General features: G+C 50.1%; 20 protein-coding genes. 10 read left to right on the forward strand and 10 right to left on the reverse strand.

The features are described 5' to 3' along the window. Positions 1-242: 242 nt before the first annotated feature. The gene (locus tag ACLD72_RS04195; protein WP_410996092.1) at positions 243-1,607 is read right to left on the reverse strand and encodes a helix-turn-helix domain-containing protein; all 1,365 of its coding nucleotides are present in this window, start codon (positions 1,605-1,607) and stop codon (positions 243-245) included. 220 nt (positions 1,608-1,827) lie between these two features. Between ACLD72_RS04195 and ACLD72_RS04200 the strand changes: the two genes are divergently transcribed. Together ACLD72_RS04200 and ACLD72_RS04205 are read left to right on the forward strand one after the other, a co-directional pair. Then, positions 1,828-2,088: a hypothetical protein gene (locus tag ACLD72_RS04200; RefSeq protein ID WP_410996094.1), complete on the forward strand. Its 261-nt coding sequence runs from the start codon at positions 1,828-1,830 to the stop codon at positions 2,086-2,088. 20 nt (positions 2,089-2,108) lie between these two features. After that, on the forward strand, positions 2,109-2,474 hold the full coding sequence (locus tag ACLD72_RS04205) for an aspartyl protease family protein (protein ID WP_410996096.1): 366 nt from the start codon (positions 2,109-2,111) through the stop codon (positions 2,472-2,474). Positions 2,475-2,585: 111 nt separating this feature from the next. On the opposite strand, the gene ACLD72_RS04210 is transcribed toward ACLD72_RS04205, so the two are convergent. Continuing rightward, a complete protein-coding gene (locus ACLD72_RS04210; protein WP_410996098.1) occupies positions 2,586-3,347 on the reverse strand; it encodes a hypothetical protein in 762 nt (253 codons plus the stop codon). Positions 3,348-3,585: 238 nt separating this feature from the next. Here ACLD72_RS04210 and ACLD72_RS04215 point away from each other — a divergent pair, with 238 nt between their 5' ends. Genes ACLD72_RS04215 through ACLD72_RS04230 form a run of 4 tightly spaced genes read left to right on the forward strand, consistent with a single transcriptional unit; the run spans position 3,586 to position 6,696 of the window. Continuing rightward, positions 3,586-4,236 (forward strand): DUF1796 family putative cysteine peptidase, encoded by a 651-nt coding sequence (locus ACLD72_RS04215; RefSeq protein WP_458475573.1) that lies wholly within the window; start codon positions 3,586-3,588, stop codon positions 4,234-4,236. Between the two features lie 5 nt (positions 4,237-4,241). Then, positions 4,242-5,240, forward strand: coding sequence for a polysaccharide biosynthesis protein (locus ACLD72_RS04220; RefSeq protein ID WP_410996507.1), 999 nt, complete (start codon positions 4,242-4,244; stop codon positions 5,238-5,240). 14 nt (positions 5,241-5,254) lie between these two features. Next, positions 5,255-6,487 carry a glycosyltransferase family 4 protein gene (locus ACLD72_RS04225; RefSeq protein ID WP_410996102.1) on the forward strand — a complete coding sequence of 411 codons (1,233 nt, stop codon included), beginning with the start codon at positions 5,255-5,257 and terminating at the stop codon, positions 6,485-6,487. Next, positions 6,487-6,696, forward strand: a complete 210-nt coding sequence (locus tag ACLD72_RS04230; protein ID WP_458475574.1) for a hypothetical protein — start codon at positions 6,487-6,489, stop codon at positions 6,694-6,696. Before ACLD72_RS04225 ends, ACLD72_RS04230 begins: the two co-directional genes overlap by 1 nt. A gap of 88 nt (positions 6,697-6,784) precedes the next feature. Here ACLD72_RS04230 and ACLD72_RS04235 read toward each other — a convergent pair whose 3' ends face one another. The 6 genes from ACLD72_RS04235 to ACLD72_RS04260 form a co-directional block, all read right to left on the reverse strand. Then, positions 6,785-7,207, reverse strand: coding sequence for an NUDIX hydrolase (locus ACLD72_RS04235; RefSeq protein ID WP_458475575.1), 423 nt, complete (start codon positions 7,205-7,207; stop codon positions 6,785-6,787). A gap of 539 nt (positions 7,208-7,746) precedes the next feature. Continuing rightward, complete coding sequence (locus ACLD72_RS04240) at positions 7,747-9,366, reverse strand: extracellular solute-binding protein (protein WP_410996106.1); 1,620 nt, start codon at positions 9,364-9,366, stop codon at positions 7,747-7,749. A 264-nt stretch (positions 9,367-9,630) separates the two neighbouring features. Continuing rightward, positions 9,631-10,551 carry a carbohydrate ABC transporter permease gene (locus ACLD72_RS04245; RefSeq protein ID WP_410996108.1) on the reverse strand — a complete coding sequence of 307 codons (921 nt, stop codon included), beginning with the start codon at positions 10,549-10,551 and terminating at the stop codon, positions 9,631-9,633. A 15-nt stretch (positions 10,552-10,566) separates the two neighbouring features. Further along, positions 10,567-11,490 carry an ABC transporter permease gene (locus ACLD72_RS04250; protein WP_410996110.1) on the reverse strand — a complete coding sequence of 308 codons (924 nt, stop codon included), beginning with the start codon at positions 11,488-11,490 and terminating at the stop codon, positions 10,567-10,569. 170 nt (positions 11,491-11,660) lie between these two features. Next, positions 11,661-13,442, reverse strand: coding sequence for an alpha-amylase family glycosyl hydrolase (locus tag ACLD72_RS04255; protein ID WP_410996111.1), 1,782 nt, complete (start codon positions 13,440-13,442; stop codon positions 11,661-11,663). 15 nt (positions 13,443-13,457) lie between these two features. After that, entirely contained in the window at positions 13,458-15,032 is a 1,575-nt protein-coding gene (locus ACLD72_RS04260) for an extracellular solute-binding protein (protein WP_410996509.1), read from the reverse strand. A 339-nt stretch (positions 15,033-15,371) separates the two neighbouring features. Between ACLD72_RS04260 and ACLD72_RS04265 the strand changes: the two genes are divergently transcribed. Together ACLD72_RS04265 and ACLD72_RS04270 are read left to right on the forward strand one after the other, a co-directional pair. Next, positions 15,372-17,120 carry a sensor histidine kinase gene (locus tag ACLD72_RS04265; RefSeq protein WP_410996112.1) on the forward strand — a complete coding sequence of 583 codons (1,749 nt, stop codon included), beginning with the start codon at positions 15,372-15,374 and terminating at the stop codon, positions 17,118-17,120. Continuing rightward, on the forward strand, positions 17,117-18,748 hold the full coding sequence (locus tag ACLD72_RS04270; protein ID WP_410996113.1) for a response regulator: 1,632 nt from the start codon (positions 17,117-17,119) through the stop codon (positions 18,746-18,748). The genes ACLD72_RS04265 and ACLD72_RS04270 overlap by 4 nt, the downstream gene beginning before the upstream one ends. A 1,442-nt stretch (positions 18,749-20,190) precedes the next feature. Here the strand turns inward: ACLD72_RS04270 and ACLD72_RS04275 are convergent. Further along, the gene (locus tag ACLD72_RS04275) at positions 20,191-20,691 is read right to left on the reverse strand and encodes a PTS glucose transporter subunit IIA (protein WP_410996115.1); all 501 of its coding nucleotides are present in this window, start codon (positions 20,689-20,691) and stop codon (positions 20,191-20,193) included. A gap of 91 nt (positions 20,692-20,782) precedes the next feature. On the opposite strand from ACLD72_RS04275, the gene ACLD72_RS04280 reads away from it, so the two are divergent. Further along, positions 20,783-21,490, forward strand: coding sequence for a GntR family transcriptional regulator (locus ACLD72_RS04280; protein WP_251591237.1), 708 nt, complete (start codon positions 20,783-20,785; stop codon positions 21,488-21,490). A 13-nt stretch (positions 21,491-21,503) separates the two neighbouring features. Here the strand turns inward: ACLD72_RS04280 and ACLD72_RS04285 are convergent, their stop codons facing one another. Continuing rightward, positions 21,504-22,703, reverse strand: coding sequence for an enolase C-terminal domain-like protein (locus tag ACLD72_RS04285; RefSeq protein ID WP_410996117.1), 1,200 nt, complete (start codon positions 22,701-22,703; stop codon positions 21,504-21,506). 252 nt (positions 22,704-22,955) lie between these two features. Here ACLD72_RS04285 and ACLD72_RS04290 point away from each other — a divergent pair, with 252 nt between their 5' ends. Then, on the forward strand, positions 22,956-24,332 hold the full coding sequence (locus ACLD72_RS04290) for a PTS transporter subunit EIIC (RefSeq protein WP_410996119.1): 1,377 nt from the start codon (positions 22,956-22,958) through the stop codon (positions 24,330-24,332). Positions 24,333-24,503 lie beyond the last annotated feature (171 nt).

Below are 24,503 nucleotides of genomic sequence, written 5' to 3' on the forward strand. Positions count from 1 at the left end.
CGGCCAGGTAAGCGGCATTAGATTAACGGGAAAAGGCGATGCAGAAAATCATCTGCATCGCCTTTTCTTCATTTTAACGTGTTCAAGCAAACTTACTTTGGGAACAGCCCCATAACTCATAACTTATGAAACCTATCCGACACCGTGCTGACTAAAAGTAGTGAATGTGGGTTGAAAGGTTGTACCTGGAGTAACAATTACTAAGGATAAAATAATAGCTGCTGCAATTATTATTTTTTTCTTCATACTAACTGACGCACCTCACTAACTATGTTTTTGTACTTTAAACAAATTTCTTCAGATGCCATGTGTCTAACTTCTTCAAACAAAACCATAAACTTAATAATACTGTCCTCTTTGTTAATCATAACTGAATTTTCCAAACCCTGCATCATATATTTGAATCCGCTTTCGTAGTCACCCTTACGAACATAATAGTAAGTAAGATTATACAAAAAATTGTTAAATACATCGGTTATTACTATCCCTTTACTTAAATCATTCGATAGTTGGTGTTCACAAGCTTCTATCTCTGAACTAAATTGTTGCAGGATATGATCCACATCCATTTGATATCGGTTAGCAGCATACATAATATTTGATAATCCCGGTACAATCTCGTCCGGTTGTTGCCGGATATGTTTTACATATTCCGGGAGAATGTCTATATCGCCCCCCATAAGTTTATTGGCATAGATATTAGCTTGCGACCACTTCTGGAATAAAACCAGCCAGTGCTTGGTATCCTCATCCGTTTCTATTACCCAGCTTAAATCAGTGTATTCATAAGTATATTGCAGCGCTTTTTCAAAATCATTCCAGCCGTCACAGGCATCTGCACATAACAGTTTTGCATAGGCAATATACATAAAAAGCGGTCTGCTCAATTTACTTTGCATTTCCTGAAATTTTGCCGCGGTTCGTTTTTCACTAAAATATAGTATTTTTGCTTTATGCTCCATCTCATGAGCTAATGCTTCAACTCGATCCCATTGGCGTACGGAACGATACAAGTTGGCCAAATCCTTTAGGGCATCCAGCTGCCGGACTTCATCCAGCCGGTCAACGAAGGGTTCAAATTGGTAGGCAAATTTGAGATTACGCACCTGATCTTCCCCGACCCGGATTTTAAACAGCCGGTACTGACATAAGGCCAACCGTTCCGAATACTGCCTTGTCTCGCTTATAGCCACATTTTCATACAGTATTTCGGCTGCCGCATAGTTGCCGTTTTCGAACAGCTCTTCCGCCAGATCAAATAACGGGGTGGTATACATCAAATCATCCAATAATAAACTTACGGTTTCCCGGATACAGTCCAACTTGCCCATTTCCGCACATTTACGAAGGAAGGGGCCGATCCTGCGCCAGTTGGGATCGAGATCTTGGAGATATTCATGTATGTAGTTTTCATAAAAGTGTCCTTTAGGAAATCCCAATACTTCTGTAATTCGGTCCAAATGATCGACGGTTAGTGTTCGAGCACCATTTAACAAATAACTACACGTTCCTACGTTAATATCCAGTTTCAAAGCAAACTGTCTTGTGCTTAAACTATTTTGTTTCATATATAACAAAACTTCTGCAAGTATCGTAGATGAGTTCAATTTAACCACTCCTTCCCTTTTGTAATGGAGGATAACATCCACAATATTGTTTGCATTGGAATTTTATGTATATACAAACTATACGCTTTTTTTACTATACGGTCAATTGACTCTCTGGTTACAATTTCATTTAAAATACGGATATCCCTTGACGAATAACCGTTGGGCATAAACAAGTATGCTATAATAGACATACTATAGTTCAAGCGAGGTGAAGGGGATGAAATGGGGAGAAATTACCGAGTTGCATCCAGGTCGCTTTGTATTGGTAGAGGCAATCAAAGCAAGTTCCAATAACCATGTTCGTCAGTTGGAGGATATGGTGGTTATTCAGAATTACGACAATCCGCAAGAAGCGTGGAGCGGATACAAGCAGTTGCACAAGTTACATCCGACACGCGAACTTTACGTATTCCATACCAGCCGAAGCGATGTAGATGTTGTTGATGAGTTCTTCTCGGGCGTACGGCAGCGCTCATAAAGATACATCTCCAGCATGGATTGCCGATTGTTTCTTTGACTCTAACTCACAACAATCAATCGATTATTTTGCCCTACGTCCTATTCGATACTGGCTGTGCTGCAACGGTATTTGATACCGATGTGCTCGCACAGATTGGCATTTTCATTGATTTCATTAACGGAAGAGCCAAGCGAATGTATGGAGTAGGGGGAACAAGTGAAATTTGCTATGAACAGATACTTTCCGAGCTTCAAATTGAACATTTTGCCTTGAATGATTTTCCTATCCAGCTCGGATCCATACAAGAGACTTACGGTTTTGACGGCATACTTGGGATTGATTTTATGATGAGAGCAAAATGCAAAGCCGATTTTGAATCAATGGAGATTCAGTTTGCAATTTAAACAAATGCCCGAATACACTTCCGGTTAAATAACTGTAATTATAGTTATAGCCCTAAAAAAACAGACCCTCCCTCGCCTGCGGGAAGGCCATTTTATGATCTGCTTCATTTTTCACCAATCAAAATCCTGTTCATACCCCAAGTAGATGAGCAGCTCACCCGCAACCTTTTTGAATGCGGCTACGGTCTCCGGGGTGTACTCCTTTTTCCACTCCTCCGGCGGCAAAAGATGTTCCGGGAGCTCCAGCTTCAATTGACTGATCCGCTGGATGTACTGCTCCTTCGTAAACTTCCGTTCCCCCTCCTGAAGATCGGGCCACACATAATCCACGATACGCGCAAGCTCCTCGTGCAGCAGCTTTGGATCGCCGGCGGCCTTTTCATAACGAATCGTCAAGGTGCCCGGATCGTCCATCCATCGCAAATACCGGCTGTAATGATCATTGATGTCCCCGTAGCCAATCTGCACCTCTCCGTACTGCTTGGAGACGGCCCGGCTTTCCATAAAACCGGTAATCATCCGGAGCAGACGCTCATCCATCGATTTCAAATGTTGAAGGAAGTATTTTTGATGCGGGTGTTTGGGGTCCCTCAAAATGGTGAGAAGCAAATTTAAGATCATGTCGCGCGGATCTCTGACCATGAAAATTCGGCGAATTTGCTGGGCATCCAAAAACCGTCTCATTGTCTCGCTGTGGTAAAGGTACCCCGAACGGATTTCCCCGGGTTTCAATTTCAGCAATTCGGTTTGTACATCCCCCTCCCACTGGTTCACCCATGTTCCCTTGCGAAGCGGCAGCAGCTCCGCCAGAAGGGAATACATCTCTCCGAGTCCGGATTCCGGAACCCCGATCACGAGTAATTTTACCGGCATCCCTATCGCCAACTCCTTTCTTTTCCGTCTTCTCTACTAATCTATGTTTCTATCGAGCAGCCGTGCTTGTACGCTTATCTCTGAAAATCAAAAACTAGCAAATTTTTTTAAAATTCATATGAGTACCCAAGCAGATGCAGAGAATCTTGCATTTCATAGTATTAGAAAACGATAGAGTGAGGTGAGAACGATAGAGTCGGGAACAGGATTCATTCAAAAAAAGAAAGGAGATTAAGGGATGAAACTGGCAGATTTGAAAGGCAGCTACGACGCAATCTTCAGCTTGGGGGACCTCTGTTTATCTGCACTGCAGCTCGAAAAAAACAATCTTCGTCCCTACGCCGGCGTATTTGACTGGGTGGCTTCGCCGAATCTTGACGATGTATGCCGGCTGATCGCCACTAGGTTCAAAGGATTTATGGAGCTGGAAAATTTGCGGGTTGGCGGCGTAACGGATACCGGAATGATCTGGGTGACGGATGACGCGAATTCCATCATTTCCAGCCACGATTTCGAAGCGAGTAAAAATACGGTGGCCGATCTGGCTGACTACCCGGAAGTGAGGGCTAAGTATGACCGGCGTATCGAGCGGTTCCTAAACAAATTGGCCATGAGCCGGCGGATTCTGTTCGTGCGCACCGAAGGTACTTTGGAAGAAGCCAAGCTGCTGGAACAGACGCTGAACCGCACCGTCAAGCACGATTTCCGGGTGCTGCTCGTCAATCACACGCAGGTAAGGGGCACTGTCGAATTAAACTGGCCGCTCGAGAAGGTTTGCGCCATAGAGCTGTCCGATCTCGACAAATGGAACGGCAATGACCTTCAATGGAAGCAAATTTTTCAAGGAATCCGTTACGTACCCAACTTGAACGAGGGGGGAGAAAAGTGAGAAACATGATTAAAAACAGCAAAATTTTGGTTACCGGGGGAACCGGCTCCTGGGGGTATGGGCTGGTGCAAAAGCTTTTAACGTACGAACCGGGACAAATCATCGTCTATTCCCGCAACGAATCCCACCAGGTTAAAATGCACCGGGAATTGGGTCATCCGGCATTGACCTTCAAAGTAGGGGATATTCGCGATAAAGAAGCGCTTATCGAAGCGTGCGACGGGATCGATTACGTATTTCACCTGGCTGCCCTGAAGCATGTCGACATTTGCCAGAACCAGCCGCTGGAGGCGCTGAAAACCAACGTGCTGGGCGCCCAAAACCTAGTCGAGGCGGCGATCCGCGGCAAAGTCAAAAAAGTGATCAACGTCTCATCGGACAAAGCTGCGAATCCGTCCAATTTTTACGGCCTAACCAAATCGATCGGGGAAAAGCTGGTGCTGTACGCCGATTCGGTCAGCGCCCATACGAGATTTATTTCCGTCCGCAGCGGCAACGTCATCGGAACCAGCGAAAGCGTCGTGCTGCTGTTCAAAAACCAAATCCGCCAGAGCAACCGGATCGGCATTACCGACGAAGCGATGACCCGTTATTTCGTCACCAGCGACGTCACCTCGGAGCTGATGCTGGACGCTTTGACGGACGGGCTCGGCGGGGAAATCTTTCTTCCGGATATGCCGGCCTGTAGAATTACGGACCTGGCGGAAGTCATCCGGGAGAAATACGGGAACCAGGACACGGAGCTCAGAGTCATCGGCGTCCGTCCCGGCGAGAAGCTGCACGAGCACTTGATTTCCGATCATGAGGTGAAGCACACGGTCTTGTACGATAAAGACGGCAAACGATATTTTGTCGTGCTCCCCTCCCCGGGCAGCGAGGAGGTATCCCGGCACTATGCAGCATACCCGCGGGCTCAAGCGAAATCCTATACCTCGAACTCATCCGGCTTGATGAGCAGGGAAGAAATCGGACAGATGCTGAGAGACGGCGGATTTTTAAACTAAAGGGGGCTGCGAACATGAAGATCCTGTTGGCAACGTACTGGGCGGTCCCTCATGTCGGCGGTGTTTGGCCTTTTATGCTGCAACTGCAGAAACAACTGCAGGACCGCGGCCATGAGGTCGATCTCCTGGGGAATGGCGGTGATCCGGGCGACCCTTACGTCTCGATCATCGGCAAAGCTAAATTCCATAAAGGTAAAGTTCGTCCGCTACTTTTGGAAAAATTAAGCAAAGAAACCTATCCTGCCATTCACCGGAACCAGCTCGTTTTATATACGGAGCTCGAACGGTACATGTTCGAACTGGCGGCTGCATACTTAAACGTAGAGCAATACGATGTCATTCACGCCCAAGACGTTATTGCCTCCGGCTGCATGCAGCGGATCAGGAACGGCGGCGCAGCGCTGGTCGCTTCGCTGCACGGCAGCGTGGCGCGCGAAGTGGAGCGCCAGTTTGGCACCGTACACAAATCCTCCACCAACTCCGTTGCTAAAGCATATTTTGATGCGCTTGAACATTTTGGCGCGTCTTCGCCGGAAGCGACCATCGTCGCCAACCATTGGCTCAAAAACATGCTGATCCGGGATTTCAACGTCCCCGCTAAAAAGCTAAGAATGTACCCGTACGGTTACGATCAGGCCGCTTATGCTAACCGGATGAAGGAGGTTTCCGACGTTCGCAAGCCGGCAGACAAGAAGGTAATTATGTTCGCCGGGCGTCTGATCGAGCTGAAGGCAGCGCATCACCTGATCGGTGCGCTCGCCGGGCTGAAGCAACAGCGAAGCGACTGGGTGTGCTGGCTTGCCGGCGAAGGAGATCTGCAGGTGAAACTGCGCGCTCAAGCCAAAGCGTTGGGTCTAGAGGACGACGTCGTATTCTGGGGAAAACGTCAGGACGTACCGCAAATGCTGCGGCAGGCGGATATTTTCGTGCAGCCCAGCTTGCTGGATAACCAGCCATTATCGGTCATTGAGGCCCAGCTTGCCGGGTTGCCGGTCATCGTCAGCGATACCGGCGGCTTGCCGGAGATGGTGTCTCACAAGCAAACGGGATTGGTTTATCCGGTAGGGGATATAGACTCCCTCAGCGATCAATTAAAAATGCTGCTGGAAAACGATGAGCTTCGCCTCCGTCTCGGCGTAAACGCCAAGCAATGGGCTGCCAAACACTGGGACCTGAATCAGATGGTCGACCATTATTTGGCGGTCTACGAATACGCCATCCAAAAACGCAGGGGAGGTGCACGATGATGAAAAAATACTCATTTGTCAGCGGTGACAAATACAGCCGGTGGTTTACGCGCCCGGTCGGCGATACCGAGAAACTCGTGATCGTGGACGGTCAGGTTTGGGACCGTGTGTTTACCTCGCTGCCAAGCGATTATCGGCTTCCGGACCCAGTTACCTTCCGCGTGCTTGAACAAGCGTCGCAGGAATTGGAAGCGAAAATGAAAGAATAATTGAAGCGGTAGCGGCAACAACGGCAACAACGCCCCCGTCTGCGAGCGTATAAATCTCGGGGCGGGGGCTTCTTGTTTTTGGTGGAAATTAATGGCGGGCGAGAAGCTCCCGGATCAGTTTCTTCTGGTCCGCCGGCAACCCCTGCGGCCAGTGTCCCGGGTCACAGTACATATAGTCCGAGATTTCGACGCTGGGAGTAAAGGTGCCGCCAACGATACTTCCTCTAAAAACGATTTCAACCTTTGCCGGCTTCTTGTCATAAATGGCCTTGGCCAGTCCGGTTATCTGTACATTGAATCGGGTCTCCTCATAAATCTCCCTGACCAGCGCGGCTTCCGGCTGCTCCAGCTCCATCCAGCCTCCCGGTATCCCCCATGGCTCATTTCCACGGTAAGCATGCTTTAGCAGCAGCACTTGCCCCCGCTCATTGGTGATCAAACCCAAGACGGCAACCATAAATTTATGCTGAGTCCGGTAAACGACCCAGTTTTTGAATTTTTTCGACGGCATATATTTATACATATAAACGAGCCAATCCCGAGGGATCAGGTTAACGAGTCTGGATAGCAAACAAACCACCGTCTTTTCTATTTGATCAGCCTTCCTCTATAAACGGGCAGCCTGATCGATAATGTATGGCTTCAGAGTTTCATGAACTCCACATTGGAGAAAATCCAACAGATTGCCGAAAATCGCACTCCATTTTGAAGTCTCATTGGAAAAAATCCAATAGATTGCGCTTAAATCGCCGTTTTCCACTCTTACGAGCCTCATCTATTGGAAATATCCAATCAAACCGTCGTTTTTCCCAATTAAATTCCAATTCTATTGGATATTTCCAATCAGAACACTGCGCCACGCCCTGGGAATTTGCCCACGATCAATATTGCTTTCCGCCCGGTCCAGCCCCGCTGCCATGGCTTCACTAACAGTATAGCACCCAAGGTATCCTCGATACCAACGCTCTCTAGCACATGGAAAAAGCCCCGGCCTTAGAATATTCTATTCCAAGGTCAGGGCGTTACGTTATACCCCTACAGCCACGTCGTTTATTTCACGCTCATATACCGGTCGTACGCAGCGGCGCGGATTTTCATCAGTTTGTCCAGGCCCATATCGTTCAGCTTCTTCACGTAAGCCCCCCATTCTTCATCAATGCCGCCTTTCGTAACCCACTGGGCGCGCATTGCCGCCACGTAACTGTCGATATCGGTCGTCAGGGTCGGCAGCTCCTGGAATTCCTCGGCCGTATACATAACGTTCGGGAACGGCGTGGTGACGTATTCGCTGCCCATTTTGTCGATCTCCAGCTTCAGACCGTCGCCGGCCTCGGGGTTCAGGACGATGTTTTTCTCGAAGGACGGGCTGACGTATTTCGGTCCGAAATCGCGCAAAGACTGTTCCCAATACCAGGCATCGGCGCTGGTGCCTTCGGGCGGATCCATCAGCGTATAGGTTCCGTCGTCGTTTTTCTGGATGACCGTGCCGATCGCGCCCCAGAAATTTTGGATACTCGCCTCGTTGGTGTAGAACTGGTCGGCCCAGCGGGCGGCCACCTCCGGGTATTTGCACGACGTCGTAATCAGCAGTTCGTTGCGGTTAAAGCTCATGCCGTTCGGATTGCCCGGATTGTAGCGGTTCCCGTCCGGTCCGGCGAGCGGCGGAATCGTAACATATTGGCCGCTCCATTTGCCGAATACCGCGTCCGGCGTCCACTGGTTTGTGAACCCGACGATCGGAACCTCAGCGTTTTGCTGCTTGGCCGACGTCATCGTGGCGTCCTGGGTGAACAGTTCCTTGTCGATCAAGCCTTCCGCGTACAGTTTATGCGCGAACTTGAGGCCTTCCTTGTATTCCTCGCTGACCGGGTAAAAGACGGGTTTGCCGTCCTTCACCAGCATGCTGTTGGCGTTGATGTCGGTGATGCCGAACGGATTCAGGAAATCCGGGGCCAGCCCGGTTTCGGTATAGGGAATCTCGTCTTGCTTCCCGTTGCCGTTCGGGTCCCGCTCCTTAAACGCTTTCAGCACGTTGTAAAGATCGTCGGCCGTATCGGGAACCTGCAGGCCCAATTTGTCGAGCCAGGCTTTGTTGATCACCGGCTGGTTTTTCGTTTTCGGCCGCGAAGGCAGCCGGGTCGGCAGGGAGTAGATTTTACCGTCCGGGAACGTGCTGATTTTTTTCAGCTCCGGGGTCTCCTCCATCGCTGCCTTGAGGTTCGGCATGTACTGGTCGATGTAATCGTCGAGCGGGCGGAAATAACTTAAGTTGTTGACGATATCGGAATCGGAAAACGTCTGATCGCCCAGGATGATGTCCGGCAGCGAGCCGCTGGCCAGCATGATCGATTTCTGTTCGCCCCAGTCGTTGGAGGATACGACCTGCCATTCGATTTTAACGTTTGTGTTCGTCTCCAGGTCCTTGAGCCACTGGTTTTGGGTGAACGTATCCCCCATATTGCCCCAGCGCATGGTCAACACCTTAAGTGTCACGGGTTCGTTTACGATCGGCAGGCCTTCCTTGTTGAAATTGCCCGCCGCGTCCGGCGCGCTGCCGCCGCTGTTCCCGGCATTGCCGCCGCCGCAGCCCGCGAGTCCGAAAGCCAGCGCGGCCGCAAGCAGCAGCGGCACCCATTTTTTCGCCGCAAATTTACCGGCTTGTTTGTTCATAGAGCATCCCCCTTAATCATTTGTGTTGTAAGTTGAACTATTATGGATAGAGATTGGGCAGCCGGGTGAAATGTTCTTACGATCGCTGTTGTTCCCAGATTTCTAGGATTGAACTAAATTCAAACAAGGTAGAAATCCGGTCACAAAGGCGACTTTCCGAAGCAGCTTTCTTGCAGAAAGCTTTTAGTTTCTTCAGAATCATTTCACCCTCTTGCCTGTTCTCGTCCATTTCTTTAGTTCAACTTATGTAGTAGTCCCGGCCAACTAACTTTTTACGGCGCCGATCATGACTCCCTGGTTGAAGTATTTTTGCAGGAAAGGATAGACGCACATGATCGGCACGGTAGCGACGATGATGACGGAATAGCGCATCAGGTTGGCCAGCCGGAGCGCGATTTGCGCGGCTTCGCCGGTGCCCATGCCGGACTGCATCTGGTTCGTGATTAGAATGTTCCGCAGGATCAACTGCAGCGGATGCAGGTCGGGATTTTTCAAATAAATCAAAGCGTTGAAATAAGAGTTCCAGTAGCCGACGGCGATCCAAAGTCCCAGCACCGCGATGATCGCTTTGGACAGCGGCAGCACGATTTGGACGAAATAACGGAGGTTGCCGCAGCCGTCGATCTGCGCCGCCTCCCACAAATCCTCGGGAATGCTCGACTGAAAAAAGGTTCTGGCGACGATAATGTCATACACGATGACGGAAAAAGGCAGAACCATGACCAGAAACGTATCGTACAGGTGGAAATCGCGGACCGTTAGAAAAGTAGGAATCAGCCCGCCGCTGAAAAACATCGTAAAAATAAAAAACAAAGAGAGAAATTTCCGTCCGACGAGATCTTTGCGCGACAGCGCGTAAGCCGCCGATACGTTGACGATCAGGCCAATGGCCGTGCCAACTACAGTATACAAAATCGTGTTCCGGTAGCCGATCCAAATATTTTCGTGCTGCAGCAGCTCCTTGTACCCGTCCAGCGTGAAGCCCTTGGGGTAAAACCATACCTGCCCGTTCGCCACCGCGGACGGATCGCTGAAGGAAGCGATGACGATAAAATAAAGCGGATAGATCAAAATGATCAGAAATAGAACCGCGAATACATATAGCGCCACCTCCATCACCTTGTCGGAGGATCGGTTATTGACCGGCTGCGCGGCCGGACTTACCGCCGGATGCCCTGTGTCCATGTTCTTTTCCCTCCTTTACCAAAGACTGTTCTCGCTGTATTTTTTGGAAATCTGGTTCACCAGAATCAGCAGCAAGAAATTGATCACGGTGTTGAACAGGTTGACGGCCGAGGAAAAGCTGTACTGGCTACTCAGCAGCCCGATTTTGTAAATGTACGTGGATAAAATTTCGCTGGCGGTAATGTTCAGGTCGTTTTGCATCAGGTACACCTTTTCAAACCCGACCCCAAGCAGTCCGCCGACCCGCAAAATCAGCAGCGTAATCGCCGTCGGCATCAGCATCGGGAGATCGATGTAGCGGATTTTGTGCCAGCGGCTGGCCCCGTCGACCGTGGCCGCCTCGTACAAGCTCGGGTCAACCGTGGACAGCGCGGCGATAAAAATGATGCTGTCCCATCCGACATGCTGCCACACGTCCGACCAGACGTACAAGCTGCTGAACCAGGCGGCCGAGCCTATCAGATCGGGCGCTTCGAAGCCGAGCAATTTGTACAGATTGCCGACGAGTCCGGTGCTTGGGGAGAGCAAAATGAGCATCAGCCCGACCATCACGACCGTCGAGATAAAATGCGGCATGTACGAGACCGTCTGGAAAAAGCGCCGGAACCGGCCCGCCCGCATCTGATTGACCATTAAGGCCAGCACGATCGGAATCGGAAATGTGGCGATGCTGTACAGGCTGATCACAATCGTGTTCTTGATCGTCGTGGAAAATTGATACGAATTGAAAAATTTCTCAAAATGCTTGAACCCCGCCCAGGGACTGCCCCCGATCCCCAAAGCCGGACTGTAGTCCTTAAAGGCGATAAGCACCCCGTACATCGGTTTGTACGCAAACAGCAGCGTAAGCACGAACGCGGGCAATAGCAGCAAATAAAGTCCTCCGTTGCGTTTGACCCGGCCGAGCATCCGCCCGATGTCCAAAGAACCGGATTTCATGACATCCCCTCCTTACTCTTCCAACAACCTAAGTATAAAGCCCCGCCTGGCGCGTTTACCGGACCGGAAGCAGGCGCTAACCGGACTTTTTCCGCAGGTTCATCCGCCCGCACAAAACAGCCCTCTCCCGGCCGGAAGAGGGCGATAACTAAACTGGACTATTATTGTCACTATTCGGACTTTGCAAAAATACGGTATCCCCACGGCGCCAGCGTGAAGGTTTGCCCAGCCCCGATATCCGTATAGGATTGCTCGAAAATATCGTAGTAACGCCCCGCGGAAGCTTCAGCCTGAACGGTTGCCGTGCGCGCCGTCCCCGACAGGTTGAGGATCACGATCACCTTGTTCCCGTCTTTCTCCCGCTCGAACGCGAGCACTTGTCCGTCGTCCGCCGCCAAATACTTGATCGGCCCACCCGCGTTGCCGTTCCAAAGCGCCGGATTTTCCCGCTTGGTTTGAATCAGCCGCTTATAAAAATCCTGCTTGGACAAATCGCTCCAGTCGATCTCATCCTTTTCGAAAAACTGCAGCCGTTTGTTCAGGCCCGCTTCCTGGCCCGAGTAGATCAACGGCATGCCGGGCACGGTAAAGCTAAGCGCGGCCACCAGGTTCTCCGCCTTGCCGAACATTTCGGAGGCGGTGCCTTCCCACGAGTTCGTATCATGGTTGGTAATGTAATTCATCGGGTAAGCGCCTTTGGGGTATTTTTGCGCCTGGGCATCCAAAAAAGCTTTGACGTCCGCGGCGCTGACTCCCCCGCCTGGAATCTGCTTCATGATGTTGTAGAACAGCCCCATATTGTAGTTCGAGTTGAAGGCTTGCCGCAGCAATCCTATTTGGGTATCATCCTCGGCCAACATGTAAACCGGCTTGACTCGGTCCAGCTCCCGCCGCGCCGTCTCCCAGAAATCCTGCGGCACGCCGGAGGCGAAATCCGCCCGGAAGCCGTCGATGTCCGCTTCCCTTACCCAGTAAACAAGCGCATCGATCATCGCCGCGCGCATGTCGCGATTGTCGTAATTCAGCTCGGCGGCATCCGACCAGCCTTCCGGAGCGACGATGTTGCCGCCGGCGTCGGTCACGTACCACGATTTATTCTGTATCCACGGGTGATCCCAGCCGGTGTGGTTGGCCACCCAATCCAACATGACTTTAAAGCCCATGTCGTGCGCTTTGTCCACCAGGCGTTTGAAATCGTCCATCGTCCCGAACTCCGGATTCACCGCCTTATAGTCTGCGACCGAATAATACGATCCTAACGTGCCGACCCGCTTCTCCTGCGAGATTGGGTGGATCGGCATCAGCCACAAAACTTCCACACCAAGCTCCTTAAGCCGCGGCAAGTGCGCTTCGAACGCCGCGAATGTGCCTTCTTTCGTAAACTGCCGGACATTGACTTCGTAAATCACGGAATCCTGCGACCATGCGGGAAAATTAGCCTGACTGTCTTCAGGCCCTCCGGTAGGCGGCCCGGACGGTTTCTGGAGAGACACCTCATCCGAACCTTCCTTGATCCATACTTCCTTTGGCCCCGACGCCGTCAACGCGACGTACTTATCGCCGCCTTCCTTGACCCCGTTCGTCTTGTCGACCACGATGAAATTAAGATGAGCGGCATTGACCTTGAGCGGAACGTCAAGATAAGCCCCGTAGCTTGTAGTTTGGTTGTCGTCAAAAGAGGCCGCCCCGCCTGGCCAGCTGCCCGCCTGCTCGGACGGCGTCTTTACGTCGCCCCACAGCCACAGGCCCATATGGCCGTACTGCTGATCGGCGCGCTGATAGTGGACCCGCAGCGAGCCGTTCGGGACCGGGCCGGGATCGGCCTGCGTTACTACGCCCTCTACACCCGCCGCACGAACGGGCTGAATATACGCGAAATTGCCCGCCATAAATACCGCGGCCATAAGTACCGCCACTACGGATGCCATAAACGCCTTAAAACGTCTTGCCACATTATCCATCTCCTTTTATTCCGTACCTATATACCGGTTGTACGCTTCGGTACGGATCTTCATCAGTTTTTCCAGCCCCATGTCATTCAGCTTTTTCATGTAAGCCTCCCAGTTTTCGTCGATCCCCCCTTTGGTTACCCAGGCGGCCCGCATCGCCGCCACATAGCTGTCGATGTCCGTCGTCAAGGTCGGCAACTCCTGGAATTCTTCCACGGTGTACATCACGTTCGGGAACGGCGTTGTGACGTAATTGCTGCCCAGCTTGTCGATTTCCAGCTTCAGGCCGTCGCCTGCTTCCGGGTTCAGGATCAGCTTCTCCTCAAAAGACGGACTGACGTATTTCGGCCCGAAGCTCCGCAAGGACTGCTCCCAATACCAGGCGTCCGCGCTGGTGCCCTCCGGCGGGTCCATCAGCGTATAAGTGCCGTCGGCGTTTTTGCTAATCACGGTGCCGATCGCGCCCCAGAAATTTTGAATGCTCGCCTCATTGGTGTAGAACTGGTCGGCCCAGCGGGCGGCCACCTCCGGATTTTTGCAGAACGTCGTTATCAGCAGTTGATTGCGGCTCAGGCCGTTGCCGTTCGGATTGCCGTTCTGGTAACGCTGGCCATCCGGTCCGGCGATCGGTGGGATGGCTGCATACTGTTTCCCCCATTGGCCAAAAACCGCGTCCGGCGTCCATTGATAGGAAAAGCCAACGATCGGCGCATCCATATTTTGCTGTTTGGCCGAGGTCATACTGCTGTCCTGGGTATACAGCTCTTTGTCGATCAGCCCTTCGGCATACAGCTGATGCGCCCACTTGATGCCCGCTTTGTATTCCTCGGAGGCGGGGATGAACACCGGCTGACCGTCCTTGATCATCATGTTGTTGCCGTTCAGGTCGGTCACGCCGAAAGGATCGAGCAAAGTCCCGAGGCCCGTCTCCGAGTAGGGAATTTCGTCTTTTTTGCCGTTCCCGTTCGGGTCCTGTTCTTTGAACGCCTTAAACACCGCATGAAGATCGTCGATCGTGTCCGGCACCTGCAAACCTAACTTGTCCAGCCACATCTTGTTAATGACCGGCTGGCGCGTGCTTTTGGGCGAAGCCGGTTGTTTGGCCGGCAAAGAATAGATTTTTCCGTCGGGGAAGGTGCTGATCTTCTTGAGCTCCGGCGATTCTTCCATGGCCGCTTTGAGGTTTGGCATGTACTGTTCAATGTAATCGTCCAGCGGGCGGAAATAACTTAAGTTGCTGATAATATCGGAATCGCTTAGCGTCGCGTCGCCCAAAATGACGTCCGGCAGCGTACCGCTGGCCAGCATGATCGATTTTTGCTCATTCCAGTCATTGGAGGACACGACCTGCCATTCGATTTTCACATTCGTGCTGTTCTCCAAATCCTTGAGCCACTGGTTTTGCGTGAAGGTGTCCCCCATGTTCCCCCAACGCATGGTCAATACCTTCAGCGTGACCGGTTCGTTTACGATCGGCAGGCCTGCTTGGTTAAAACCGCTTGCCGGGCCGGACTCCTCCGATGAACCGGAATTGCCGGAGCCGCCGCCGCATCCCGCAAGGCCAAAGGCCAGCGCGGCCGATAGCAGCAGCATAGTCCCCGTTTTCGCCGTTTTCCGCTTAGTGCGGTGTTTCATGCATCATCCCCCGTTTCAGAATGAAAGCAAGCCGCCTGCTCCCATCCTCGAAAGTGTATTTCAGCCTCCTAATCCAAATGTTGTAAGTGAATTTGGACACTTCCAGTATAAATGGTTGCAGCCGGAAAAATCATAACGCAATCCAGACCTTCGTTTGCACTTTCCGGACTTTTCCCGCAAGCCGCATGGACTTACGTATCCTTTTTTCAGCCAAAGGTTTTATAATAGGGTTAAACCTCCGTAAAAGCGCATTCATAGAAAAGCTAAGCGCGGGAAAGGATGCGGCGCTAGGAAGCCATGGCCAAACCAACGGAAAACAAACAGTATCCGCTCCGGCATTACGTGAACATCATGTTTCTGATTTCCTTCATCGTTCTTATCCTGGACTTTGCCATCAGCATTTCCGCGATCTCGATCGTCAAGCAGCAGGCCACGCGTTATTTGCAGGATACGGCCGGCTTGTACCTGGACCGCATCAATCATGACTTTGCCTACATCAATCACTATACCGGATGGACGCTGGCCAACGACGAAAGCCTGAAGGCGATGAATACGAGCCCGATGAACAGCCTGGAGTTTTTCCAGGCGAACGAAAATCTGCACAAACGGTTTACCGAGCTGCAAAAAAACTACGGACAGGAATACAATTTCTTCGTGTATTTAAAGAAGCAGTCGTTTTTTCTCAATTGCGCCCCGATCAGTATCTCCTATTCGGATTACCAGGCGCTGAAGGAACAGATTATCGCCAACGCCAGGCAGGATCGCAACGTTTACGAAAAGCTCTATTCCAAATGGACGCCGGTTCGGGTCAACGGTAAGTTTTACATTACGAACATCGTGCCTTATTACGACAGCTACATGATCAGCCTGGTTTCCGCGGATGACCTGATCCGCCCCCTGCGCGAGATAAATCTCGGAGAGAACGGCTTCGTGTCTCTGATTGCCGAGAACGGGCAGAGCATCACCAGTCCGATTTCCAACAATGGCAAGGTGCTGAATGATGTTCCGCAGGCGTCTTCTTCCCTGGGCCTGTTCCAGGCCGGAACGACGGTGAACGGAGAGTTCACGAACGCTACTTTTCACGTCAAGCTGGTCATCCAGTTCGGAACCTTTGAAAAAATCATGATCGCCCAGCTGTTGATCCTTCTATTGGCCGTGATCATCACCTGCAGCCTGGGATTCATCCTGCTGTATTTCCGGAACAAGGTGCTGCGGCCGATCAAAAACTTCTCCTATAACCTGGCGTTTTGGACGGAAGAAGGCGAACCGCTGGAGTTTCAGAGCAGCAAAATTATTGAGCTGGAGAAAGCGAACAAGCAGTTTTTAAACCTGATCGGGCAGATCAAAAAATTCAAAATCGACCTGTACGAACGGGAGCTGGAAAAGCAGCGGATTCAGCTCGATTATATGAAGCTGCAGATCAAGCCGCATTTTTTCCTGAATTGCCTGACGAGCATCTACAGCATGGCGCAAATGCAAATGCACGAGGAAATCGAACGGATGGCGCTGTCGACCGCGAAATATTTCCGCTACATCTTCCAAAATGACGGGGACTTCGTCAAGCTGGGGGACGAAATCGAGCATGTGCGGATTTATCTCGAGATCCAGAAGCACCGTTATCAAAATGCCTTGGCCTACCGGATCGAACAGGCGGAAAACCTGACGGAAGCCGAAATCCCGCCGCTCGTGTTGCAGACCTTTGTGGAGAACGCGGTCAAATACGCGGTGTCCTGGGTTGCGGAAGCACGGATCGAGCTTGCGGCTGGTTTGCAGCTGGACGCCGGGGAAGAGCGCCTCGTGATTCGCATCTCCGATACCGGGCCCGGGTTCCCGCCGGATATTTTGGAGAAGCTGCAAAGCGGAAAGCCTTTGGAACAAACCGCGGGCTCCCGTATCGGGATCATGAATACGCTGCAGAGACTGGATTCCCTTTACGATAAACAAGCGGCAGTATCGTTCTTCAACAAGGAGGACGGCGGCGCCTGCGTAATCTTATCCCTCCCGGCGAACGTGGCGGCGGGAACGAACAGGAGTGTGGCCTTATGAACGCGTTGGTTGTGGACGACGACTATTATGTCGTTACCGCGTTGGAGAAGAAAATCGACTGGAAGCTGCTAGGTATTGAAAACGTGTATTCGGCGAACAACGTGGCCCAGGCGCGTGAAATTTTGCAAGAGCACCCGGTGCAAATCCTCATTTCCGACATCGAAATGCCGCAGGGTAGCGGGCTGGAGCTGCTGGCGTGGATCCGGGAGGAGCAATACGCCGTTCAGGCCATTTTTCTGACCAACTACGCCGACTTCAACTATGCGCAAAAAGCGATCGAATTGCAGAGCTTCGAATATTTTCTCAAGCCGATCGAGTTCGACAAGCTGATGCTGATCATCCAGAAGGCGGCGGCCCGGGCCAAGGAGCAGCAAAACCAGGAAAAAGCGATTCAGGAGGGATATTTCTGGCAGAAAAACCAGGCCAAAATCGTCGAGTATTTCTGGCGCAAGCTGGTGAGCTTAAGCGTATCCGCACCCGTCAAGCCGGCAGCCGTGGCCCGGGCGATGGAGGAGCAGCATCTCTCCTACCGCATGACCGATCTCTTTCAGCCGGTGCTGATCCAGCTGTTTCCCTTTAGCGGCAGCATGGGCCGGGAAGAGAAAGGACTGTTCGATTTCGCTCTGCTTAATGTGCTATATGAGCTGTTGCAGGATGATTCGCGTTTTTCCGTCGAAACTATTATGGAATATAAAGATTACAACTGGATCGCCATTCTGAAATGGAACCGGCCGCCGGAAACAGTGGTGCTCGAGCAGTTGTGCGCTTCCTTGATTCAACGGGCGGGCCAATTTCTCAAGTGTGATGCCTGCTGCTGCATCGGGTTGTCCGGCAAGCTGGAAGGCATCGGACCCGTCCTGCATCAGCTTTTGGCGATGAACGAAAATCTGACCAAAACCCGCAATCAAACCTACCTGGCCGAACGCGATTATGCGCCAAGCAGGCCGGAATATGCTCCGCCGGATTTAACCCGTTTGGAGCAGCTGCTTGACCAGAATGATCCCGCTGCGTTTCTGGATGAGACGTCCCGGTATCTCCGGGAACGGCTGCATCACAGGAAGCTGGACACCGCCAGCCTGAGCTTGTTCCGGCTGGATATCGTCCAGCTTGTGTATGCCTTTCTTAAGATGAAAGGCATTGAAGCGCATAAATTGTACGCCGGGCGGGCCAATGATCAATTGCTGGCGCAATCCCTGCATTCGCTTGAGGATATGGAGGAATATGTGAAATATTTGGTCAACACCGCCATGGTCTACCGCGACTTTGCCGCCGAACCGAAAACCGTGGCCGAGGAAATCAAGCAGTATATTCACGCACATTACGGGGATGAGCTGACCCGGGGCGACCTGGCGGAAGTCGTCTACCTCAACCCGGATTATCTGGCCCGGCTGTTCAAAAAAGAAACGGGCGTTTCGCTGGGAAGCTACGTCATCCAGGTCCGCATCTCGGCAGCCAAGCAGCTGCTCAAAACGACCAATCTGTCCGTCTATGCGGTGGCGAACAAGGTGGGCTACGCCAACTACTCGTATTTTTCCAAACTGTTTAAGCAAGAGGTGGGGGTTACTCCAAATGAGTACAAGAAGAACCCCCGGGGTTCAGAGCTGCAAGCGGCGGCGGAGCGGGGGTGATGTGCGCTCAAGAAACGTCTACCGGCGTACTTTCAAGGAAGCCAGGCGAGGCCCACGGTAGCGAAATGCAAAAGCCCGAAAGTGCAGTTCACTTCCGGCCAAAAACCCCTTTTTTATCGAAATGCCCTAAATCAGATGTATTTTTTTAGCTCAACCTAATAATCAGCGCTTGACAGTCAAGCCGGTAACCGATCATGGTAAGAAATATCGGAAGGGCGTTGAAAGCTTGAGGACAAGGAAGGCCGGTGGGTTGGTCGGCAGATCAATATCCCTGTCTGGACGCTTTGCACGATTATCCCGTTTGATCCGGAAGCAGAGAGGAAGATAAATTCAGGAGAAGAAAATATGTTTGGGAGAAGCAGACCTGATGGGAGGAATGGGGGCAAGACACCGAAAAAAATGAAAGGACCGTGATTAGCCCCCACCCTCTCTCCCCCTGAACAAGAGGGATAATCGTGCAAAGCAGCATGCAGGGATACCAAGACACGAACTCTATAGACAGCCACCTCAGAGCCAAAGTCATAATTTATTTTGTCAAGGACTGATCTCGGTTTTGAGCCATTTTTTTTGCATTTAAATCGCCCTAGAATGAAAATTTAGAGAAAATGAAATGCACTTTTGCATTTGATCCGGTTAGCTGTCCCCATTTCCCGGTTGATACGCGTAACAAAAGCAGCGTATCGACGTACTCTGGGCGTTTAGTTGTAAAACGCACAATTAGATTTAATAGATGATACGGATTCATAGGTTTTAATTGTATTTCCTGCAATTACATCCAAACATTTTTGTTAGTTCTTCAGATTAGGCCGCTTTAGTTGCAGGATTTACACTTAAACAAGTGTTTGGCTACATATCCGGATAAGTAAATGTATATTTTGTATATTTTACAACTATTCAGCCTAGTTTTCGGCCTTGGCTGGTTTACTGCGCGATATCGCCACCACAAGATAAATCAGGTTATATAGTGCACCTATTGTCAGCGCATAGAGTGTTATAGAAAACTCCCATGAAAAAATAACCCAACCGCTTCCCGTATAGTGGATGTGCTAATTTATTTCGCCAAATTCCAACATATACCTTGTATCCATAAATGCAGAAACCCACCCTTCGGTTCGGAAACCTTGGAGTGGGTTTTGACTTGCTATTATTCCTATGCTTCAAATGTACTTTCAAAGTAGGGGCCTCTGACTTGATCTACGTAATTTTTAATCACTTTCCGGATGGGAGCGGGCAAAAGATGATGCAATTCCATTTCATCGATAGGGATCCAATAAAATTCCAAATGTTTTTCCTGAGATACCGGGTTGCTTGTAGGATCGGCGCCTTCCAGGTCGGTTATAAACAGGTACCAGCAAATAATCATGGGATAAGATAATTCCTCTCGCTAACACATGGTACTTTTCAGCTTCACCCTGTTTCATCCCGCCCCATCCCTTTCAAGGTTAATTAAAATGAATCCGCAGAACCGTCTCCTCCAGCGACCCTTGATCGGTGTTTATTTGTTCGATGGTCTTGACCGCTTCCTGGCCCGCGGGAACGATAACGGGCGTAATGACGGAATATCCCTCCTGACGGATCAAATCGATATCGAATTCAAGCAGCAACTGGCCTTTTTTCACCCGATCGCCACTTTTTACATAGGCTTTAAATCCTTCTCCTTTCAGAGCAACGGTATTCATCCCGACATGAATTAACAGTTGAACTCCGGATTCATGCTCAAGAATAACGGCATGTTTGCTTTTCTCCATGATATGGGCGATTTTGCCTGCAAATGGAGCGGCAACCTTGCCCAAATCGGGAAGAATGGCGAACCCTTCGCCCATCGCTTTGCTGGAGAATGCTTCATCCTCCACTTGATCCAAAGGTATGATTTTCCCCGGCAGAGGGGATGGAATATCCAGGTACGGCAGGTTTTCCTCTTTTTTCTTGCGTTTAAAAAACATCTGTTGTTACCTCCTGATTTAATATATGAATCTGAGTTATACTTGAGGGGAAATCAACAGCCTTGATTCATGCATTTAGGAGGAGCCCATCATGAACAAGAAAGAATTTGTCATTAACGATTTGCTGAGCAAGATATACCAAAACTATTTTCCCGATTGGAAACTGCCAACCGAGCGGGAACTGGCGGCACAATACCACGTTTCCAGATATACGATCCAAGAAGCGATCAAAAAACTAAAAGACATGGGCATGGTGAATGTCATTCAAGGTTCGGGCATTTTTTTGAATAAAAATCTGCAAACCAGTCCGTTAATTTACAATTCTTTGACCGAAAACCCCTACTCTAGTATAAAATCCAAAGTGATCGAATTGCAAAAACAATCGGCCAGTCCCGAAGATCAGCAGATTTTTGGGATTACCGGCAAAGACGAAGTATGGGTCTATCATCGATTAAGAATCGTAAACTATCGAACCATGCAAATTGAGATATCCAGATTGCCGGTGGCGCTGTTCCCTACCCTTACGCATCAGGATGCCGAACAATCGATCCAGTCGTATGTGCTAAAGCACAAATATTCCATATCCCACTATCTCAACACTTATGAGGCGATCACGCTGAATAAAGAACAAGCCATGCTCTTGCAGCAAAAAAGGAAAAGCCCGGCCATGAAAATCTCAAGCCGCGGCATTTTAAGCAACGGCAAAATTTTTGAAACCAGTGAAATTGTCGCCATCGATTACAAATGCACCTATTTTACGGCGTTTAACAATGAGCATCATAAAAGAAGAACGCAATAAGAACGGGCGATCATCAAGGTGTCACGATCGTTCCGTCCGGTATTCTCGCTTGCGTCCATTCATGCATTCTATACTCGACAGGATACTTCCCGGCCATAGATTCATTGAAATCCACTCCGATTCCCGGCAGATCGATCGGATAAATGTAACCGTCTCTGGCATCGAAAATCGGGGAAAAGAGGCTGCGCGTACGCTCCTTGATTGGAATATTTTCCTGGATGGCCGCGCTATGCAGATGAATATTGAGATGCGTATTGACAGCGGCGCCGATCGGAGATATATCCGATGGAGTATGCCAAGCGATCCTGACTCCAAAAGCTTCACATAAAGCTCCGAGCTTCAGCGCGGGCGTAATTCCGCCAATTTGCGAGACATGGCAACGAAGAAAGTCGATCTGCCGGTTAACTATCAGGCTCTTCCATTCCAGCGGGTTGTTAAATAATTCCCCGGTGGCAATCGGCGTTGAAGTTTGCGCGCGAATCTGGCTCAGCCATTCGTTCTGATCGGGCGGCAACAGGTCCTCGATAAAGTAAGGCTTGTACCGCTCAACTTCCTTGGCAAATTGCACCGCTTGATTAGGAAAAAGCCGCTCGTGCACATCATGCAAAATGTGGAACTGATTGCCGTATTTTTGCCTTAACAATGAAAACATCTTTATCGTTGTCTCCATATACTCGTCCTGGTCAAAATAAGACCCTTCCGTGCAATTTTCCGGGACATGCAAACGTGTCGGGTTCCCTCCATAGAACCCAAGCTGGCAACGGATATGTTTATACCCTTGTTCCAAAAGGCCGTCGATCTCTATATACAGGTCTTCGATGTTATCGGCAACCGCATGCGTATAGGCAGGAACCGCGTCCCTGGATTTCCCCCCAAATAGCTGGTATAAAGGCATGCCGGCAAGCTTCCCCTTAATATCCCACAAGGCCATATCCACGCCGGAAATGGCATTATTGGTGACCGGTCCATTACGCCAATACCCGTTGACCATCATCATTTGCCATAAATCCTCAATATGATTAGCGTCTTTCCCCACTAGTATTGGCTTGAGGTACTCTTCAACCATCACCTGAACAGCTTTGGGACGCTGTTGAAAAGTCGCGCAGCCATATCCGGTTATGTTTCTATCCGTGGTTACCTTAACAACTACGAGATTATGCCGGTCGGGTTTAACCACAAAACATTCAACATTGGTAATTATGGAAGGGATCATGCTATTCCTCTTTTCTGTAATTTCTTAGTCTATTGAAACATGTTTATAGCGGGGAATCAATTTGGTTGGCAAAAAGCGCCCAAGAATAAAATAAACCAGTCCAATTTTAATATTTTTATAGGAAAAACCTTGTTAAATCAACGTTTTCTCAAAAATTCAGTGAATTTTGGACTGCTTTTAACTAAAGAATGTTTGTGTTACTATTCAGGTTGTAAACGGAACCAAAACTTATTCCAGACAGGAGAATTTTGCATGAGTAAAGAACAAGTCGTACAGGATATCATTTCCAGGGTCGGCGGGGAGGGCAATATTGACAACGCTTGGCATTGCATGACCAGGCTCCGGTTTACTTTAAAAGATAAAAGCAAAGTGGACATCGAGAAAATCAAAGAGCTGGATCCCGTCTTGGGCGCGCAATTTAACAACGATCAATTCCAGATCGTACTGGGTCCCAAAGTCAACGAATACTTTAATGTTCTGGCCAGTGAATTAAAGATTTCCGAGAAGGAACCCGCCGAAGCCGGGCAAGCCGAAAAGAAACAAGATTTCGTTACGGTATTTATGAATATCGTATCCGGGGTATTCGGTCCTATCGTGCCTGCGATCGCCGGGGCCGGTATGATCAAAGGGCTGCTTGCCGGTTTGTCCGCGCTGGGGATCATTTCGGATCAAAGCCAAACCGTGCAAATCATCAATATGATGGCCAGCGGCGTGTTTACCTTTTTACCTTTCTTCCTGGCGGCATCAGCAGCTAAAATTTTTAAAACCAATGAATATTTGGCGATCGCCATCGCCGCTACAATTATGTTTCCCACGATGGTGGACGCGGCCAAAGCCGGAGAAATATCGCAATTTCTTTTTATGGGCTTCATCCCGATCCCTGTTTTTAACTACACAGGTACGGTCATTCCGATTATTTTTGCGGTATGGTTGATGAGTTATGTCCATAAAATCGTGAACAAATTTATTCCGGAAGTGCTCAAAACGGTTGTTACGCCTACATTGACGCTGTTTATTTCAGGTTTTCTGGCCTTGTCGGTAATCGGTCCGATCGGAATTTATTTGGGGAATGGGTTAGCTTGGGTCGTTCAAGGATTGTTTGATATCTCGCCTATTGTGGCCGGGGTTGTTGTGGGGGCGATTCGTCCGCTGGCCGTATTTACGGGGATGCACCATGCCATGACTCCCATCGCTCTGCAAAATTTCGCCACCCAGGGCTACGATATGCTGATGCCCATGATGTGTATGGCCAACTTCTCCATTGTAGGCGCCACCTTCGCCGTGTACTTCAAAGTCAATACGCCAAAAGAGAAGTCAATTATCGTCTCGGCCGCGATTTCCGGTCTGCTGGGAATCACAGAGCCCGCCCTGTTCGGGGTTTTGGCAAAATATAAAAAGGCGTTTCTATCTGCAATCATCGCCAGTTCCGTCGCTTCGGCATTTATCAGTTTCTTTGGCGTCAGATTGTACGGATACGTACTCTCGAGCATTTTTAGCATCCCTGCTTACATCGGGCCCTACTTCGTATATGCCATCTCCGGCATGATTATCGCAATTGCCCTGTCCTTTACGTTGTGTTACCTGCTCCTAAGAAAAGGCGGTACTGGTACTGCTGCGCAATCGGCTTAATAGATTTCGGTTCGGGGAGAGTGGGGCCGCGGTTGGACTGAGGTTGGACTGTGGTTGGACTGTGGTCGGGCTGTGGTTGGGCTATGGTTGGACTGCGGCGGATGTTGCTTGATCGGTTAAAATACAAAGACCGGACACCTTCGTCCGGTTTTTTGCATTTTTAGCTCCGGT

Source organism: Paenibacillus lacisediminis (assembly GCF_046567315.2).